This window comes from Chitinophaga sp. 05T412, from assembly GCF_056396465.1.
In genome coordinates, this window is sequence record NZ_JBFTLN010000001.1 from 650,115 (window position 1) to 669,243 (window position 19,129).

The window sequence follows — 19,129 nt, forward strand, 5'->3', positions numbered from 1 at the left end:
TATGTAATAATTAGCTTACGCACACCGCATTATAAACAAAAAAAGCAGGTAACTATAAAGAAACCTGCTTTACATTTAACACGTTATGAACGTGCAGCGATGTTTAAAAAACATCGCTGCAGAAACGTTGCTAATGCTGGCAGTAAATATTGTTGAAAATGATTCGAATGTTACTATCGTTTTATTCAACAGGTGTTCTCATAACGCTTAATCTGAATTTAATTTATCAATTATTTGCCCAATAACCTAATTTAAATTTATCCAGATTACGCAAAGTAGAAATCGATTGCTATTCAGCAGGGCCGTGGAAAAGGGTGTGCTGCTTTTTGCTGCATTTTATTGACAGCTATCGACTATAAAACGCCTATTACTTCCTGCGCCAAACCGAACGATAAAGTCATACCGGCTCCGCCCAATCCATTTACAATAGTGACATTTTTCTCCGGTGAAAACACGAGGTCAGTTTGACCATTGGTGAGTTTAGGATAAATCCCATGCCACTGCTCCTGTATAGTATAGGTAGGCGCCTCCAGGAAGGTATGCATATATTTCAGGATCAGGTCATTGATAAAGGCTTTATCAAATGGTTCGAAATCCGGACCATATTCATGGGAATCTCCGATGGTCAGCTCTCCTGCTCCATTCTGGGAGATGAGCAAGTGGATACCCCACTTCACGTATTCCGGCATCTCTGCCGCGAAGCGTTCTTTCAGCGGCACCAATGTTTTGCAGCTATCAAATGATGAATAGTGGGCCAATGTTAATCCGGCGCACAGCGCAGGTCCCAGCTGCCAGTTACCAGGCTGCGGGATGGTGCGCATCATCTGCAGTTTACACTTTTTCAAAGGAGCAGCCGCAAACTCAGCAGGGTAAAGCGTTTCAAAGTCGGCGCCACTACATACAAACACCTCTTCCACTTTCCATTTTTCCTCGCGGGTTTCAATGTAAGGCATACTGATACCATTTACCGCAGTGCCGAAACGAATCGTTACGTTCATTTTTTCGGTCAGGTGCTTTGCAATGGCAGCACTTGCCTGACGTGGGTTCACCGTCATTTCAGTAGGGCTCCATAAGGCACCTTTCAACCCCTCCGTTTTGATGGCTTGTGTGTATTTCCCGATTTGAGAGGACGTCACCAACGCACAGTCGTAACCGTTGCCTGGCGCTGCCTGCGCAAATTCCTCCAATACCGCCAGTTCATCATTTTCATATGCGAGGTGTATAGACCCGGTTTCCTGACATTGCAGGCCGGTGGCCGCCGCCAGTTCTTTCCAGGTAGCACGGCTCCGCATCGCCCGCTGATACATCTTTCCAGCAGTTTGACCGACAGGCCATACCAGGCCAAAGTTGCGGATAGACGCACTGATGGCTTTACTATTTCTCTCAAATAAAACTACTTTCTTTCCCTGGGCTGCCAGGTGATAAGCCGTGGCTAAACCTACTATGCCGGCACCTATGACCGCTGCATCTGCCTGTTGTTGTTGCATCTTATGATAAAGTCTTCAATATTAAAAAATAGTCAACAGCTCGTCTAAACTGGCCACCAGGTGGGTATGTGGACCTTTTTCCAACTCTTCACGTGTATACGCACCGGTAGTAACACCAATCACATAACGACACCCCGCATTGGCACCTTCTTCCAGGTCGGAAATGGTATCTCCGGTTTTAGCCACTGATTGGATGCTGCGTATTTCCAGTTCTTCCATTATACGGTAAATCATATAAGGATAAGGACGGCCATAAGGCACTTCATCGCTGGTAGCAACGGCATCAATTAATCCATTCTTCTGCCAGCCTACCCTTTCCAGGATAACATTAGTAATGGCACGATCAAAGCCTGTATCCAGCGCCACTTTAATGCCCTTTGCTTTTAACGTAGCAAATACTGCTGATACGCCTTCTTTTTCGCGTACCGCCGGATTGGTGGCATAATGCGCTTTCATATCAGCTACAAAACGCTCATGTAGCTGGCTGATAAAGGCCTCATCACTGTAACGGCTATCCTGTTTCTGCTGCAACAGGTAACGGATGGCATATGGCTTGGCATATCCCATTACTTCATTTACTTCCTCCACTGTTACGGAAACTCCCGCCAGTGAAATGGTTTGCTGTAATACTTTAGCCACATTGGACTCATCATGCAGGGTAGTACCCGCGATGTCAAAAACAACTAATGCTATTCCCATCTTTCCTGAATTATTAATATCCGCAAAGATATGTACTATGTAAAATAAAGTTTAGCATTTATAAACATTTAACATGCGGTTAATATTACCCGAGGGAAACCCGTGCCCAAAAAGAAAGCCGGATCATCTGTTGTACAAATGATCCGGCCGCCAGTAATATGTCTTTCTGAAAAATGTTTTAGAAACCCAAACCAACACCTGCCCTGTATACCAGGCCATTGTTATAAGGGGAACGGTTATCCTGTATTACATCATACAAAATGGAAATGCCGATACCTACTCTGCCACCCACACCTTGCGTATAACCAGCACCTACTAACAAACTGGGTACACCATAGTTGCTTTTGAATGTTTGTTTCTGGTCATTCGTATTGTAAACAGTAGAATTTTGTGAGATAAAGTTATACTCTGGCTGGATATGCACAAACAGCATTGGTAATGGGTATACACGGCCCCACACGCCTCCGCCGAAAATGGTGTATTTATCACGCTGCGCAATGTTACCATTATAGCGGGAAGTGAATTGGCCATATTGTGCATTCACATTCACGCCTGCGGCAATGTACTCGGTGAAACGATAACCTACCATGGGAGAAACATCTACATTGGTATAGTCTCCAAACACCAATCCCACAGAGCCTCCCAATATCAGCTTGGAACGGTCAAATCCTTTATGCGTAAGCGTATCTGTTTTATAATACTGGGCCTGTGCCATTTGCACGGTAGCCAGGAAGAAAAAACATACCAATAAATGTTTCATGCGTAGATTTATTTAGTTAAACTAAATACCGGGAAAAAAGTTTAACAATCGAAAATTTTCCCACGGTTCAAAATATTCTTCGGATCAAAGATCTGTTTTATTTGCTTCATCAGCTGCATAGAAGTCTGATCAAAAATAATATCCATGTAATTTTTCTGTACCAAACCAATACCATGCTCACCGGAGATGGTACCACCCAATTGTTTCACCAGCTCAAAAATTTCGCGTATTCCTTCCGTGAGGGTACCGTTCCACTGATCTTCCGTCAGTGTACCCCGGATGATGTTTACGTGCAAATTACCGTCGCCGGCATGACCATAGCATACAGAATGGAAACCATACTTCCGGCCGATGTCCTTCACCCCTTTCAGCAACACCGGTAACTCAGCGCGGGGCACTACCGTATCTTCTTCTTTGTATACAGAATTGGCCTTTACCGCCTCCGCCACACGACGGCGCAGTTTCCACAATTCATCTTTCTGTTGGGCATCTTCTGCAAACAATATTTCTCCGATATCAAAATTTTCTACCACCCCTGCAATTCCCTCCATTTCCTGCATCAACACTTCCGGGTAGTTACCATCTACTTCTATCAGCAAATGTGCCTGTATGTCGTCGTCAATTTTAATAGCGCCGCTTTGTACGTATTGAGTTACCCATTCTAACGCATCTCTTTCCATAAACTCCATCGCCGACGGGGTATACCCCGCACGGAAAATAGCGCTTACTGCTGCGCAGGCGCTTTCAGCAGAGCGGAAAGGCACCAGCATTAACAAATCATTTTTAGGCAATGGAATCAGTCGTAGTACTATTTGGGTAACAATGCCCAAAGTTCCTTCACTCCCCACTACCAACTGCGTAAGATTGTAGCCAGTCGCATTTTTCAATACGTTCGCACCCGTCCAGATAATTTCCCCATTCGGCAACACCATTTCCAGGTTGAGTACATAATCCTTTACCACCCCATATTTCACGGCTTTAGGACCACCAGAATTTTCAGCGATGTTTCCACCAATGAAACAGGTACCACGGCTGCTGGGATCGGGCGGATAAAATAATCCCTTTTCCTTCACGGCATTTTGCAACTCTTCGGTAATTACACCTGGCTCAGTAGTGACCTGCAAGTTTCTTTCGTCGATCTGGGTAATGCGGTTAAAGCGTTCCATAGAAATCAGTACGCCTCCAAATTGCGCCAAAGCGCCACCGCTAAGACCGGTACCGCCTCCACGGGGTGTTACGGGCAGCAATTCCTGGTTGCATAAGCGCATAATACGGCTTACTTGCTCTGTGGTATCAGGTTTGACCACCACTTCCGGTAAATAATGCAGATCTTCGGTTTCATCCTGGGCATAACGACTCATACTTTCCTCGTCTACCAATACATATTGCACACCGGCTATTTCCCGCAATGCCGCTACGTGAGCGGCAGTTACTTTATTAAACGTTGTCATGAAACAAAAATAATCATAATGCCGGTTAGGTGGTAATTTCCGGGCGATTAAAAAGAAGGACAGATCGTAGATCTTCTGGCATTGCTGAAAGTACGGTTAAAATATAAACCGGAATATACAATACCCAGCTCATAGGCGCCCCGGCGATTATTCGCTGACGACAAACTGGAAGTAGTGATATCGTAGTTAAACATCAGCTTAATGTTATTCAGTTGATAACCTACCAGGAAAATTGCGGCATCATTAGCCCGATAGTATAATCCGCCATAGAGCTGCTGTACACCGTCGCCGGAGAGATTATAGGCCGCATTGCCCCCCAGCATTAATTCCCGGGCGCCCACCTGTGTGGCATAGTACGCAGCCGGATTCAGGATGACCTTATCACTCATTTTGATACTCGCATTCAGAAATCCGATGTAGCGGCGAGGGATCACATTATTCCCATCAAAAAAGGTTTCTCTGGGGGTATTGATATGCTGCACAGAAAAGCCCACATTCACATAAATATTTTCTGTAGGGAAATAAGCGTAATTCATCCCTGCCTGTAAGTCGAAATAGTTCACACTGCTCTGGGTAATAGGCTCGCCGGTAGGGATCTGCGAATCAAAGAATTTTCCATTCCACTGATCGCTGAAAATGAGTTTTGTTACATCTACCCTTTTGCCGGCAGAACCAGCATTAAAGCCTAATGACAACAAACTACTTTGTCCCAGTAACTGATGATAAGCAATAGAAGCATATCCTTTGGTAGATGTTAAATTCCCGGCGCCTGCCACATCCCGGAGTATCACGCCGCCGATACCTACCCAACCATATTCCAGCCGATCGCGGAATAATTGAAAATCACCATAGGCCGACATCGTTTTATAAGGCACAGGAACACTGGTCCACTGATCGCGGTAGTTAAGACCAATGCGGTAATTTCCATCAGGAATAAAACCGGTATTGGCGGGGTTAGTTGTCAATGGCGAATTGAAGAATTGCGAAAAGTGAAGGTCTTGTGAATAACCTTCTATTGCAACCATTAACAATACTGCCAGGCATGTTGATAATTTAACAATCTGATTCATGGCTCATCATCTTAACAAGGTTACACTTCCTGATCTACTGCCTTTTGTGCCGTCTGTAAACTCCATATTTACGATATAAGCGTAAGCATCCATAGGCTGAAGATTTCCTTTAAACTTACCATCCCAGCCGATCTGCGGATCGGAACTTTCAAACACCAATTGTCCCCAGCGATTAAATATTTTAAGATTGAATTTAACAGCGCCAAAAGCTTTCACGTAAAATATATTGTTCTTTCCGGTAGGCGCAAAAGCATTCGGCACGTCGAACAATGGCACCACAATAGTAGATACCTCTTTACAGATACTGGAAGAACAACCTTCCCGGTTATACGTAGTTAAACACACGTTATAGGTACCTGTTCTCAGGTATTGATGGGTTGGCGAACGTACCGCAGTAGTATCTCCATCTCCGAAGTTCCAGAGATAATGTACAGCGTCTGCGGAAGAAGTATTCACAAACGTTACCGGAGTATTCTCTATGGGTTTTATTGGTGAATATTCAAAATCTGCTACCGGCGGATCTGCCACCAGCACATATTTGGATATACTGTCTTTCTTATTACAGGTATTCGGGTCCAGTACCAGCAGGGAAACCTTGTATCTGCCGGATTTCTTGAAAATATGTGTCGGATAAGGATCTGTAGAAGTAGAACCATCATCCTCAAAGGTCCATTGAAAAGATTCACCACCCAGCGTGGTATTATCCATCTGTACCTCCGTACCAACGCAAACAGTATCCGGCAGTGTAAATGCCGCAACTACGTTAATGGCTACACGCAGTGACTTTGTTTGTGTTTGCGGGGCATTGCAGAAAACAGTATCTATCAGGGTCAGGGAGGCATTATAAATGCCTGCCGCCTTGTAGTAGTGGATCAGCGGGAAGGTGTCTAATCCCGTATAGAACGGAGGGGTACCATCTCCATAGTCCATGATAAAGGAGCTGTCCCTGAATTGGTTGGCGGGCGTTACTGACGTATTGGTAAATAAGTATTTCAAGCTGTCGCAGGGGTCCTGTCTTTTCGCATCAAAGTTGAAATCAGCTTTATTATTTCCCACTTTAACCGTGATATACGCCGTATCAGACACATTACAACTGTTGGGATCACTCTTTACCAGCCGTACCTTGTAATAACCTATTTTGGTATAAGGATGCTTCACCGGATTTAACTCAGGGCCACCTGTTATGGTGGTGCCATCGCCAAAATTCCATTCATATGTTTTACCAATAACATAGGTGGTATCTACAAAAGTAATTGTATCCGGCGCGCAATAGTTCACGCGGCGGTCCAGGGTTTTTATACCTGCTTTTATACCATCGAGGTTAAAGGCAATTTTCAACGCGCCAAAGTTACATCCGTCTGGTTGTGTACTGGAGTAGGCGCCCGGGGTAGTTGGATACCTGGGTTTGAAGGGACCACCCACGCTACACCAGGCACAGATGCCCTGATAAATGATTCCGTTCCGGTCGAAGCGACTGGTACCGCCATCCACGTGTTCGTACAAACCGTTACCACCAAAGAAGCTACCATAGAGTTGTGAGGTCGCATCCCGTTTCAATACAAAGAAATAAAAGTCCATACCATCCGTAGTACGTTGTAATGCATCTGGTGTGGTACGTAATCCGGTGGTACCTGAGTTAGGATAGTGCAGTTGAATATTAATACCACCGCCCCAGCCCGACACATATACATTTTCGCACCGGTCTACAAGAAACGCCGTGGGGGAAATATTAGGGGTATTGATCATATTTTTACCACGACCAAAAGTGGTTGAATATACAAAATCAGAAAGGTCAGGTTTCAGCTTGCTGATAAACTGGAAGCTATTATCATTGTAGTAGCCGGGAGTAAGCCTTATGGGCCAGTTACCTTCGGTGGTACCCATTACATAAACAAATCCGTTTTTATCCAGTTGAATACCGTATACCTGATCGGCAGCAGCGTTATCAGAGCCCAGGTAGGTGCTTTCAATGATCGTTTTACCATCATTGCTAATGTGTGCAATAAAGCCATCACATTCGCCTCCCCGGTAATTTGGATACACTCCTTTTCCTTTCATAGGGAAATCGCTACTGGCTGTTCCACCGGCTACATAGAGGCTATTGAGTCCATTCAATGCAATTACATAAGCCGCATCAGCGTTAGCTCCTCCCAAATAACTGGCCCATATCAGATCGCCACACATGGGGTTGATTTTCATTACTACCCCATCTTGTACCCCGGCAAATTTTCCCTGGAAAACACCAGGAGTCACCGGGAAGTCACCGGAGTTAGTACAGCTGGCGATATAAATATATCCTGCATTGTCTATCACCACCTCACTACGGGCATCATCCCCATAGTTACGCAGTAATATATAGTTTCCTCTGTCACGCCGGTCGTCCATATTTACCCCATCATTCGCACTACCCGCGATAATCAGGGAGCCAATGATACCTGTGCCGGTAGCATTCAGTTTAGTAACAGCAATGTCCCATCCTCCCCTGGTACCAATCACCTTCGTGCTGGGATAATCGGGAGAGGTAGTTCTGCCGGAGATCACCAGATTGCCTTGTTGATCTACAAATAAACTATGTGGCTGTTCCAGACCACCTCCACCTACATAAGTAGCGTATATCAGCTTAGTACCATTCGGATTAAACTTAGAAATACCAATATCAAATTTTCCGCCACGAAAAACGTCCTGCACTGCGCCTGGCGTTACCGGGTACCCATTTTGAAAAACTATCCCACCGCCGTAAAAATTACCGGCTTCGTCATAGGTGGCGGTAAAGCCCCAGTTATCTGCGCGGGAGCCGGATACCGTGGAAAAAACATATATCGGATCTATTACCAGCGTATAGGCAGGATCATATTCTCCGGATACTTTAAAAGCTACTTTGCTACCTGTTAGTTTATAAGATACCTTTACGGCTACACGCTGATTATTAATATACTGATAAGCATAGGGTAATTGCTCTATGGCATCTCCCACGGAAGTATGCACATAGAGTTGTCCTTTCTTCAATTCTATGCCGGTGGCGCCTTCATATTCCAGTTGAATATCATTGGGATTGGCGCCGGGATGTACAATCAGGTCGTATTTCAGCTGCGATGCTTCGGAGTACACGTGCGCATCTATTCCGGCATAGAGGCCGTTATAGTTCACGCCCTGGAATGTTTTCACATTAGAAGCCCATTTGCTGCGGTCATTACCGATGAGGTAATTGGCGTATTCTTCCTGTTCTTTTTCAGGCGCCATCTGCACGCCGGCAGCAGTATTCAGGAAGTTAACATTGTAAGCATGTCCTCTTACCTCCGGTATGCGACCTCCGGGCCTCGGCGGTGAAGTTTCACCACCATTCCCTGGGTTGGGATGGGAAGGTAAGGCGCTGGCATCAACGCCCTTACGCGACCTCGGCACAATGCTATCATGTTGTTGATTGCCGGCATGCCCGTGGGCTGCTTCTGCCAGCGCGTACATATCCTGCTTATTTAATAGCAGGAAAGTAAAACCTGTTTTCCGCAGGAAAACAGAGGCCCCATCCAGGTCCGTTTTATAAATCACGTCTTTGTCCCACTGTCCTTTGTTTTCAATAAAATTCAGCGGAGTGTAATTGGCATAATGCTGTTGTGCCTGGGCGTTACGTCCTGGTAAGAAAAAGCAAATCATCCATCCAATAAGGCCAATCGGGAAGGTAAATTTCAACGGGATTAGATTTATTTTTTATACTGAATAACTAATATACCATTATAAACGCAGAAGCCTGTCAAATTGTTACGGTCAGGAGAAACACAAAACTTCTGATGCGGGGAAAATAGGTTAAATGGGAAATAAGGTGACATTCCGGCGTCAGAAGTAATTTACTTATCAACTCATCAATTAATAAACGTTAAAATCCTCAGGAAATTTTACTCCAGATAGATTTACTTCGTTGGGCTGCCAGGAATTCTTTTAGTGCCTGATTCTCAGGCAACAATAAATCCGTGTCTTCTTCCAGTATCTTTTCCGCACTGGCCCGGGCGGCATCCAGGATGGGTTTATCTGCAATAATATCGGCCAGTTTAAAGTCCAGCACCCCGCTTTGCCGGGTACCTTCAATATCGCCGGGACCTCTGAGCTCCATGTCTTTCTCAGAAATAATAAAACCATCATTGGTTTGTACCATCACATTAATGCGCTCTTTGGAATCCTGACTGAGTTTATTGCCCGTCATAAGGATACAAAACGACTGCTCTGCCCCGCGGCCTACCCTACCGCGTAACTGGTGCAGTTGCGATAAGCCAAAGCGCTCAGTACTTTCTATCACCATCACGGAAGCATTGGGCACGTTCACGCCTACTTCAATAACGGTGGTAGCCACCATGATATGGGTGTCGCCGGAAACGAAACGTTGCATATTGGTTTGCCGCTGTTCTGCCGGCTGCCGGCCATGCACCATACTGATGTAGAACTGCGGTTCCGGGAAGAAAGCTTTCACTTCTTCATATCCTTTCATCAGGTTTTCATAGTCCAGCTTTTCCGAATCTTCTATCAACGGATAAACGATATAGGCCTGCCGTCCCTTTCTAACTTCTTCCTTAATAAAATCCATTACCTGCGGACGCTGATATTCAGTACGATGTACGGTAGTAATCGGTTTACGTCCTGGTGGCATTTCGTCAATAACGGATACATCCAGATCGCCGTAGATAGTCATCGCCAGCGTTCTTGGTATAGGCGTTGCCGTCATGACCAGGATATGTGGTGGTATATTGTTCTTTTCCCATAGCCGTGCCCGTTGTGCCACACCGAAACGGTGTTGTTCATCCACAATGGCCATACCCAGGTTTTTAAACTGTACTTCTTTTTCCAATAGCGCATGTGTACCTACCAGAATATCGATGGAACCCTCCAAGGCTTCTTCCAGAATTTTGCGCCGGGCCTTTCCTTTAATACTGCCGGTAAGCAGGGCCACTTTTACGTCCATTTTCTCCAACAGTTCTGCGATGCCTTTATAGTGCTGCTGCGAGAGGATTTCAGTTGGCGCCATCAAACAGGCCTGAAAGCCATTGTCTTTGGCGAGCAACATAGACAGCAATGCTACCATGGTTTTACCGCTGCCCACATCTCCCTGCAATAAGCGGTTCATCTGACGTCCGTGTACGGTATCTGTCCTGATTTCCTTCAGCACTCTTTTTTGTGCTCCTGTTAAAGAGAATGGGAGATGGTGATTGTAGAATTCATTAAAGGATTCGCCTACGGCGCCAAACACATAGCCATGCGACTGCTTATGTCTTTTCAGTTTTAGCCGGCATATGCGTATTTGTGCAATAAACAGTTCCTCAAATTTCAGGCGGCGTTGGGCCAGTTTGGCGTCATCCTCATTTGCTGGCTGATGTATCTTGAAATACGCCATAGACCGCGGCATGAGGCGATACTGCTGTAATACTTCCAATGGAATATTCTCCCTGATTTCCAGGGGAGATAATTGCTCCAGTAAGTTCTTTGTTAATTTTCCTATAGCCTTTGCCGTTAGTCCGCGGGCTTTTAATTTTTCGGTGGTATAATATACCGGTTCCAGGAATTGTTTGCCGGTAGCAATTTCTTCTGTAAGCAAATCCAGTTCCGGATGTGCCAACTGGGTTACCCCGTTAAATACAGAGATACGGCCAAATACCAGGTAGCCTACATTTTCGCGCAATGATTTCTGCATCCACTGCCAGCCTTGAAACCATACCAGGTCAATGGTGCCGGTTTCATCTTTGAAAGTAGCCACCAATCTTTTCGACCTGTTTTCTCCCATCACCACCATATTGATGATTTTGCCGCGGATTTGTACAAAATCTTCATAACCGCTGAGAGAAGCGATTTTATCTATCCGGGTACGATCTACATAACGGAAAGGGAAATATTGCAACAGGTCACCGAAGGTATATATCTTGATTTCTTTGCGTAACAATTCTCCTTTCTGTGGACCAACGCCCTTCAGGTATTCTATCGGATTGGATAATATGGCAGTAAAAGTAGAGATAGCGATTTTCTTTTTATGAAAGACAAAAATAAAAAAGGCAAATGGTAAAAATTCACCACTTGCCTTTTTTAATAAAAAACAATTATAACTATTCGGCTATAGCATCCACTTTACCTTCCACGAACTGCTTCATCCACTCGGTAGTAACAGATTTTGGTCTTTCCAGGGAAAGGCCTAATGCTCTGTCCCAGCAAAGGGAAGCCAATACACCCAGTGCACGGGAAACACCGAACAATACAGTGTAGAATTCATATTCCACGAGACCGTAGTGTACCAGTAAAGCACCAGAGTGTGCGTCTACGTTAGGCCATGGGTTTTTCACTTTACCCAGGTCCTGCAGAATTGGTGGTACAGCTTCGTATACCATCCACACAATTTTCACCAATTCATCGTTCGGGAGATGTTTTTTAGCAAACTCCATCTGTGCGGTAAAGCGGGGATCAGTTTTACGCAGTACGGCGTGACCGTAACCTGGTACTACTTTACCTTCAGACAATGTTTTGCGTACATATGCTTCGATCTGTTCTTTGGTTGGTGTACCACCACCCAGTTCTTCGCGCATCTGCAGAATCCATTTGATTACTTCCTGGTTAGCCAGACCGTGCAACGGACCTGCCAGACCATTCATACCAGCGGCGAAAGACAGATAGGCGTCGCTCAGTGCAGAACCTACCAGGTGAGTCGTGTGTGCGCTCACGTTACCACCTTCGTGGTCAGCGTGAATCACCATATAAAGACGCATCAGTTCTTTGAATCCTTCGTCGGAGTAACCCAGCATGTGTGCGAAGTTACCTGCCCAGTCCAGCATGCCATTAGGCTGAATATGCTGTCCGCCTTTATATTTACGGCGATATACATACGCTGCAATACGTGGCAAACGGGCAATGAGGTTCATGGTGTCCTCATAAGTATAGCTCCAGTAATCTTTCTTGTTCATGCCTTCTGCATATGCATGGGCAAAAGAAGATTCGGTTTGCAGTGCCATAATACCTACGTTGAACATAGTCATCGGGTGAGCGGTAATAGGCAATGCTTCAATAGCATCAAATACATGGTTGGGTACATGAGAACGACGGCCCCACATGCTGGACAGATACTGTACATCTGCTTCTGTTGGCAATTCACCAATCAGCATCAGGTAAAATAAACCTTCCGGCAGCGGTTCCGCACCACCTGGCGCTTTAGGCAAATGATCTCTCAATTCAGGAATAGAATATCCACGAAAACGAATCCCTTCATTGGCGTCTAACAGAGACGTTTCGGTTACCAGGCCGGTAATACCACGCATACCCTGATAAACCTGCGCCAATGTAACATCTTCAATTTTTTTAGTGCCGTGATTCTTTACCAGGTCTTTTACTTCAATGTTAAGTTCATCTGCTTTAACCTTGAATTTCTCTTTTATGTACCCCATTTTACTGCTATTGTATATTAATGAAAACAAAATCGATCAATAGTCAAAAGTAATGATTTGTTAACGAAGTTACCACCATTTCATGGTATTTAATGCCAAATTAACAACGATCTCCCAGTGAAAACACACGGCAACAAGATCGCAGCAGAGCTATGCAATTAGCTTATTATCATCGCACTAAATAATATAAATAATTACTATTTGTACAGACGTTAAAGAAATGTAAATTTTTCAGAATGAATTGAAAATTTTGAAAGAAAAATCTTCGAAAAATGAGTTTCCGGCAGCAAATAATTCGACCTGACAAGCATAAAAAAAGCGGTATCCATTACAGGATACCGCTTTCGAAATTTCTTGATTTCTGCCTCATTTCGGCGCCCGGCGATATAAATAAAATGCCAGTCCCCCGAATATGAAATTGGGTATCCATACCGCCAGCAAAGGATTCAGATCGGCCTTCACGGAAAATACCGTCGCAAACTGCAGGAATATAATATAGCTGGCGCTGATCACAATCCCCAGTGCCAGGTGCAAACCGCTCCCTCCTCTTACTTTCTTGGCGGCAATAATACCTCCAATCAACGTCAGTACCACCACCGCAAAAGCCGCTGCCGTTCTGCGATAATACTCCACCCAGTAGGTATTGAGCCCTTCCGCTCCACGAATACTTTCCCGCTGTATATATCTTCTCAAAGCAGGCGTAGTCATGGCTTCCTGCAAATTCTTTTCATCTACCAGGTCTTTCGGCACCAACGCCAGCTTCAACATCGTATCCTGCTTACTGCTCCAATGCTCCTTCAACCCATCCATGGTACGCATGCTCACATAGTCCAGCCGCCATTTCTTTTGGGTAGAATCCCAGCTGATACGGTCCGCCTTCATTTTGAAAGACATCTTTTGCTTGTCAATGTAAGCCAGGGTAAAATTGCTCCCACTCTGATAATTGGGATCATAGGTACCGAAAGTCACATAAGTAAAGCTATCTATACGGGTAGTACGGTTGTACTGCGACTTTTCATCGTCATGGCTATGGAGATACTTGTTCTCAAAGCCGGTACGGATGCGGTTTGCATTGGGTACCACCCAATAGTTGGCGAACCACAGAATACCGCCAAACAGGAACGCTCCCATCCAGTAAGGACGGAGGAACCGGCGAAAACTCACGCCCGACGCCAAAATGGCGATGATCTCTGAGCGATACGCCATCTTGGAAGTAAAGAATATAACGGATAAGAAGATGAATAATGGAAATAGTAAAGCCAGGATATGCGGAATAAAACCAAAGTAATAATCTACTATAATTTCATGCAGCGACAGATGATTCTTCATGAAATCATCCACCTTTTCTGTGGTGTCTATCACCACAGAAATCAATAGGAATATCATCAGGGAATAAATGAAAGTACCTATGAGCTTGCGTAAAATGTACCAGTCAATTTTAGTCATCATGACCCCAAAGATATTAGTTTATTTTATAGTCCGAACTTTTACAGGCGTGTTTTCAACTGATTTACCATACTGGTTTTCCAGGTGGAAAAAGTACCTGCCAGTATTTGTTTACGGGCTTCCTGTACCAATTCCAGGTAAAATGCCAGGTTGTGGATACTGGCCAATGTCATGCCTAATATTTCTCCGGCTACAAACAAATGACGCAGGTAAGCCCTGGAGTATTGACTGGTAGCGAAGCAGGGGCTATTCTTATCTATTGGTTCAAAGTCGGTGGCCCATTTCTTATTACGGATGTTTATTACCCCGTTCCAGGTGAACAACATACCATTACGACCGTTACGGGTTGGCATTACGCAGTCGAACATATCTACACCCAGCGCAATGTTTTCCAGGATATTCCATGGTGTACCCACACCCATGAGGTAGCGGGGCTTATCGGCAGGTAGCACTTCGCATACCAGTCCACACATGTCGTACATCTCCTGTTCCGGCTCTCCTACGCTGAGGCCACCAATGGCGTTACCGGCGCAGTTGCGGGAAGCAATGAATTCAGCAGACGCCTTACGGAGATCCTTATAGGTACTACCCTGTACAATCGGAAACAACGTTTGTTCGTGACCGTAGGCAGGTTGTGTATCTGCTAAGCGCTGAATACAACGGTCCAGCCAGCGGTGGGTAAGCTCCATCGATTTGCGCGCATAGCGATAATCAGATGGGTATGGCGGGCACTCATCAAACGCCATGATAATATCGGCGCCGATAGTACGCTGAATATCCATCACATTTTCAGGAGTGAAAAGATGGCGGGAACCATCTATATGTGACTGGAAAACAACCCCTTCTTCTTTAATTTTGCGGTTGGCTGCCAGGGAAAATACCTGGTATCCGCCACTATCCGTTAAAATAGGACGATCCCAACCATTGAATTTATGCAATCCACCAGCTGCGGATAATACCTCGAGGCCGGGTCTTAAATATAAGTGATAGGTATTGCCCAGGATAATCTGTGCCTGCACCGCCTCTTTCAATTGTTCCTGTGTAACAGCTTTTACACTACCCACGGTACCAACCGGCATAAAGATGGGCGTTTCAATTTCTCCGTGAGCAGTTGTAACTTTTCCTGCTCTGGCATTGCTGCCACTGTCTGTAGTTATCAGTTCAAAATTCACTCCTGTTGTATTTGAGGCGCGAAGATAAGCAGAAACCGGCAAGGATGAAGCAAAAAGGTGCTCCTTTGCATCTTTGCATCAGCACTTTCCCGCTTAATTATTTTCTTTTACAGATAATAAAAATATTATATTTTTGCCAGCATTATGCAGGAACATCTAGGTGAATATGCCTTATACTTTTTTGCTGCCGTTGCGGGAATACAGATCATTTATTACCTGTTTATCTTCTCCAGAGTAGCTTTTTATAGACGTAAATTTGACCAGGACCATGCACCGGACGGCCCTTTTTCAGTGATCATCTGCGCAAAGGATGAAGAGTTAAACCTGCAAAAAAATCTTCCGGGAGTATTGCAGCAACGTTATCACCACCATCTGAAGCCTGAATATGAGGTGATTGTGGTAAACGATAACTCTGAAGACGACACCAAATACTACCTGCGCTCTATCGAACCGGGTTATCCACATTACCGGCATATTGAAATTAAGCAAGCCGCCAAATTCATTCCTGGTAAGAAATATCCGTTGTCTATTGGCCTGAAAGGCGCCCAGTTCGACACCGTGTTATTAACAGATGCGGATTGCAAACCGGGCAGTACACATTGGTTATCCTTTATGAGCCAGGGATTTGCTGACGACAAAGAAATTGTACTCGGCTATGGCGCCTACTATAAAAAGCCAGGTTTTCTGAATAAAATTATCCGTTACGAAACTTTCTTCAGCGCCCTGCAACACTTATCATTCGCCATGAGCGGAATGCCTTATATGGGCGTAGGCCGTAACCTGGCGTACAAAAGAGAACTCTTCTTCAAACATAAGGGCTTTACCAGCCATCAGCACATTGCCAGTGGCGACGATGACCTGTTTGTAAATACCGCCGCCACCCGGAAAAATGTGGGTGTGGTAATCGACAAACAGGCATTCACTTACTCAGAGCCCAAACAAAGCTGGAAAAGCTGGTTCAGACAGAAAACCAGGCATATGTCTACCGGTAAACATTACCGTTTCGGCCATAAGTTTGTACTGGGGCTGTTTTCCCTGACCCATTTCCTGTTTTATCCGGCATTCATCATCGGACTGTTTTTCCCACCGCCTATCCTTTGGTATGTGCTGGGGATCTTCGGCCTGAAAGTACTGATACAATCCATTATTAACTTTGCCGCCATGCGCCGACTGGATGAAAGCGACCTGTTTAAATTCAGCTGGCTGATGGATATCTTCATGGTATTGTATTATATCATATTTACGCCGGCACTGATGTTCAAAGCCAAAGCGAATAAATGGTAATGACCGATTTTTATTGTCCGGGGCAGGATTAAACTGATTACCCGGATTTTTACTTTTTTTTAGAAGATAGGGGAAGATATAAGCGAATTATATCTTCCCCTATCTTTTTTATTAAGAAGATAGAATCAGGGTAATCAGTTTAATCCTGCTCAAGGACAAAAAATCGCAAATCCTACCTACTTTTGCGCTATGGAAATTATTTTAAAGTATTTCAGTGACTTTACACCAGCGCAGTTATCGCAGTTTGAAGCCCTGAAGGGACTATATGAGGAATGGAATGAAAAAATCAATGTCATCTCCCGCAAAGACATTGAGTCCTTATATGAAAGGCATGTATTACATTCTCTTGCCATAGCCGCTATTGCCGAGTTCCAGCCCGGCACGCAGATCCTGGATCTGGGTACAGGTGGTGGATTCCCTGGGATTCCGCTGGCTATCTTCTTTCCGGAAGTGCAATTTCACCTGGTAGATTCCATTGGTAAAAAGATCAAAGTGGTACAGGGAGTGGCAGAAGCGCTGCAACTGAAAAATGTGACCGCTGCACACAGCCGCGTAGAAGATGTGAAGAACCGTAAATTTGATATCGTAGTATCCCGCGCAGTAGCGCCATTGGGCGATTTATGGCGCTGGAGCAAGCCGGTATTGAAGAAATCGACCGTACCCGGCAAACAATTCGAAAAAGGGTTGATATGCCTGAAAGGTGGCGACCTGGCCCAGGAAATATCCGACAGCGGCCTAAAACCAAGACTTGTGAAAGTGCATGATATATTCCCGGAAGAAAGCTTCCTGGAGAAGTTTGTAGTACTGGCAAAGAGCTAGTTACTCAAAAAAGACAAAGCAGCAGAGGCGCAAGGGAAATACAAGAAAAGTTCCTTTGTGCCTCTGCTGCTTTCCCCCCCTCCCCTAACTTTTTTTTGCAGGTATAAAATATCCTCGTTGTTGTTTCGTCATCCTTATTAAGATGAAACAACTGGTCCTTACAAATAACATTATGGCCATAGAGCAAAACGAACGCATACAGGCTACCGTAAAGCAGGAACGCAAGCGGTTGCTCCATTTTATCCGGCAACGGGTAAATAATGCGTCGGATGCTGAGGATATTTTACAGGATGTTTTCTATCAATTTACTGAATATTTAAGGTTGGGAAGCCAGGTAGACTCTATTACCGGATGGCTTTTTGCGGTAACCCGCAATAGAATTACCGACTGGTTCCGCAAAAAGAAAGAAACCCCGTTTGCTGACTACACGCGCGAGATAGAAGGCGAAGAAGTATTATTTCTACCTGAATTACTGTCCGACAAAAGCCAGGAAGCCGATAACCCCATGATGAAAAAAATCATGTCTGAAGCCATTATGCAAGCCATTGACGAGCTGCCGGCAGACCAAAGACAGGTGTTTTTACAACATGAGCTGGAAGGCAAATCCTTTAAAGAAATGAGTGAAGAAACCGGCATCGGGGTAAATACCCTGCTGTCACGTAAACGCTATGCCGTGCTGTTTTTACGGGAACGACTGGCAGAGCTGTACAACGAATTATTAAACGACTGATTTTAAATTATTAAAGATATGAGACACGAATATGGCAGAAGAAAAGGCGGTCAAATCGCCAAGTTCCTTGTACTCGGTATAGTATTTATTACCGCAGTAGGATTTGCCACCATGTACCTGTGGAATTTATTGATTCCGGAACTGTTTCATGGCCCTGTAATTACTTTCTGGCAGGGCTTAGGACTGCTTTTATTAGGCAAACTGCTTTTCGGATGGCATAATCATCATAACTCCTGGAACGATAAATGGAACCGTGGCCGGGAATGGAAAGCACGCCTGAGGGAGAAAATGGCGCACATGACACCGGAGGAGCAGGATAAAATGAGAGAAGCACTCCGCAACCGCTGCAGACCAGGCTTTGGCAGAAACAGACACGAGGCATGGGAAAAATATTGGGAAGACGAATTTCCTAAAGAGCCCGGAAAGCCAACAAACGACGCAAACGAATCACACTAAAAACATTGTGCGATGATAGGTATATTCAAAACCAATATAGACAACCCGGATGCCCGGCAACAGATGATCCGGGCCATAGCATCCAGCTTCCCTGTTGGGTCCTGTCATGTAGACCTGGACGACTGTGATAAAGTATTACGCATTGCAGACTTACAGGTGGAAGAGAATATTATTATTGAATTCGTTCAAAAACAAGGCTTTCAATGCCAGGTACTGGAATAATTTTAAGTTTTTATTAACAGTACATCAATATTCCCGGGCTAATAAGTTGATTTAGTATACATGTAATTATTTTATATGTTTCGAAATATTGGCTGCCTCGCAAATCTGGTGTAACTTCAGGTGAATG

General features: G+C 44.8%; 15 protein-coding genes. 5 read left to right on the forward strand and 10 right to left on the reverse strand.

From position 1 onward, the window contains the following. Positions 1-353 precede the first annotated feature (353 nt). The 10 genes from AC1DFM_RS02445 to tgt form a co-directional block, all read right to left on the reverse strand. Positions 354-1,487 carry a TIGR03364 family FAD-dependent oxidoreductase gene (locus AC1DFM_RS02445; RefSeq protein ID WP_477075141.1) on the reverse strand — a complete coding sequence of 378 codons (1,134 nt, stop codon included), beginning with the start codon at positions 1,485-1,487 and terminating at the stop codon, positions 354-356. A gap of 21 nt (positions 1,488-1,508) precedes the next feature. Beyond that, entirely contained in the window at positions 1,509-2,186 is a 678-nt protein-coding gene (locus tag AC1DFM_RS02450) for a phosphonatase-like hydrolase (RefSeq protein ID WP_477075142.1), read from the reverse strand. 178 nt (positions 2,187-2,364) lie between these two features. Continuing rightward, positions 2,365-2,946 carry a hypothetical protein gene (locus tag AC1DFM_RS02455; protein WP_477075143.1) on the reverse strand — a complete coding sequence of 194 codons (582 nt, stop codon included), beginning with the start codon at positions 2,944-2,946 and terminating at the stop codon, positions 2,365-2,367. 41 nt (positions 2,947-2,987) lie between these two features. Further along, positions 2,988-4,397, reverse strand: coding sequence for an FAD-binding oxidoreductase (locus AC1DFM_RS02460; RefSeq protein WP_477075144.1), 1,410 nt, complete (start codon positions 4,395-4,397; stop codon positions 2,988-2,990). Positions 4,398-4,444: 47 nt separating this feature from the next. Continuing rightward, complete coding sequence (locus AC1DFM_RS02465; RefSeq protein ID WP_477075145.1) at positions 4,445-5,467, reverse strand: PorP/SprF family type IX secretion system membrane protein; 1,023 nt, start codon at positions 5,465-5,467, stop codon at positions 4,445-4,447. 6 nt (positions 5,468-5,473) lie between these two features. After that, the gene (locus AC1DFM_RS02470) at positions 5,474-9,154 is read right to left on the reverse strand and encodes a DUF7948 domain-containing protein (RefSeq protein WP_477075146.1); all 3,681 of its coding nucleotides are present in this window, start codon (positions 9,152-9,154) and stop codon (positions 5,474-5,476) included. A 193-nt stretch (positions 9,155-9,347) separates the two neighbouring features. Next, entirely contained in the window at positions 9,348-11,489 is a 2,142-nt protein-coding gene (recG, locus tag AC1DFM_RS02475; protein WP_477075335.1) for an ATP-dependent DNA helicase RecG, read from the reverse strand. Positions 11,490-11,547: 58 nt separating this feature from the next. After that, the gene (locus AC1DFM_RS02480; RefSeq protein WP_477075147.1) at positions 11,548-12,873 is read right to left on the reverse strand and encodes a citrate (Si)-synthase, eukaryotic; all 1,326 of its coding nucleotides are present in this window, start codon (positions 12,871-12,873) and stop codon (positions 11,548-11,550) included. Positions 12,874-13,239: 366 nt separating this feature from the next. Further along, positions 13,240-14,322 (reverse strand): LptF/LptG family permease, encoded by a 1,083-nt coding sequence (locus AC1DFM_RS02485; RefSeq protein ID WP_477075148.1) that lies wholly within the window; start codon positions 14,320-14,322, stop codon positions 13,240-13,242. Positions 14,323-14,360: 38 nt separating this feature from the next. Continuing rightward, positions 14,361-15,491: a tRNA guanosine(34) transglycosylase Tgt gene (tgt, locus tag AC1DFM_RS02490; RefSeq protein WP_477075149.1), complete on the reverse strand. Its 1,131-nt coding sequence runs from the start codon at positions 15,489-15,491 to the stop codon at positions 14,361-14,363. A 144-nt stretch (positions 15,492-15,635) separates the two neighbouring features. Here tgt and AC1DFM_RS02495 point away from each other — a divergent pair, with 144 nt between their 5' ends. The 5 genes from AC1DFM_RS02495 to AC1DFM_RS02515 all read left to right on the forward strand — a co-directional run bounded on the left by AC1DFM_RS02495 (position 15,636) and on the right by AC1DFM_RS02515 (position 19,002). Beyond that, positions 15,636-16,775 carry a glycosyltransferase gene (locus AC1DFM_RS02495; protein ID WP_477075150.1) on the forward strand — a complete coding sequence of 380 codons (1,140 nt, stop codon included), beginning with the start codon at positions 15,636-15,638 and terminating at the stop codon, positions 16,773-16,775. Between the two features lie 189 nt (positions 16,776-16,964). Continuing rightward, complete coding sequence (rsmG, locus tag AC1DFM_RS02500) at positions 16,965-17,594, forward strand: 16S rRNA (guanine(527)-N(7))-methyltransferase RsmG (RefSeq protein WP_477075151.1); 630 nt, start codon at positions 16,965-16,967, stop codon at positions 17,592-17,594. Between the two features lie 142 nt (positions 17,595-17,736). Then, positions 17,737-18,324: an RNA polymerase sigma factor gene (locus AC1DFM_RS02505; RefSeq protein ID WP_477075152.1), complete on the forward strand. Its 588-nt coding sequence runs from the start codon at positions 17,737-17,739 to the stop codon at positions 18,322-18,324. 18 nt (positions 18,325-18,342) lie between these two features. Continuing rightward, positions 18,343-18,780 carry a hypothetical protein gene (locus tag AC1DFM_RS02510; protein WP_477075153.1) on the forward strand — a complete coding sequence of 146 codons (438 nt, stop codon included), beginning with the start codon at positions 18,343-18,345 and terminating at the stop codon, positions 18,778-18,780. Positions 18,781-18,792: 12 nt separating this feature from the next. Continuing rightward, entirely contained in the window at positions 18,793-19,002 is a 210-nt protein-coding gene (locus AC1DFM_RS02515) for a hypothetical protein (protein WP_477075154.1), read from the forward strand. The last annotated feature ends 127 nt before the right edge of the window (positions 19,003-19,129 follow it).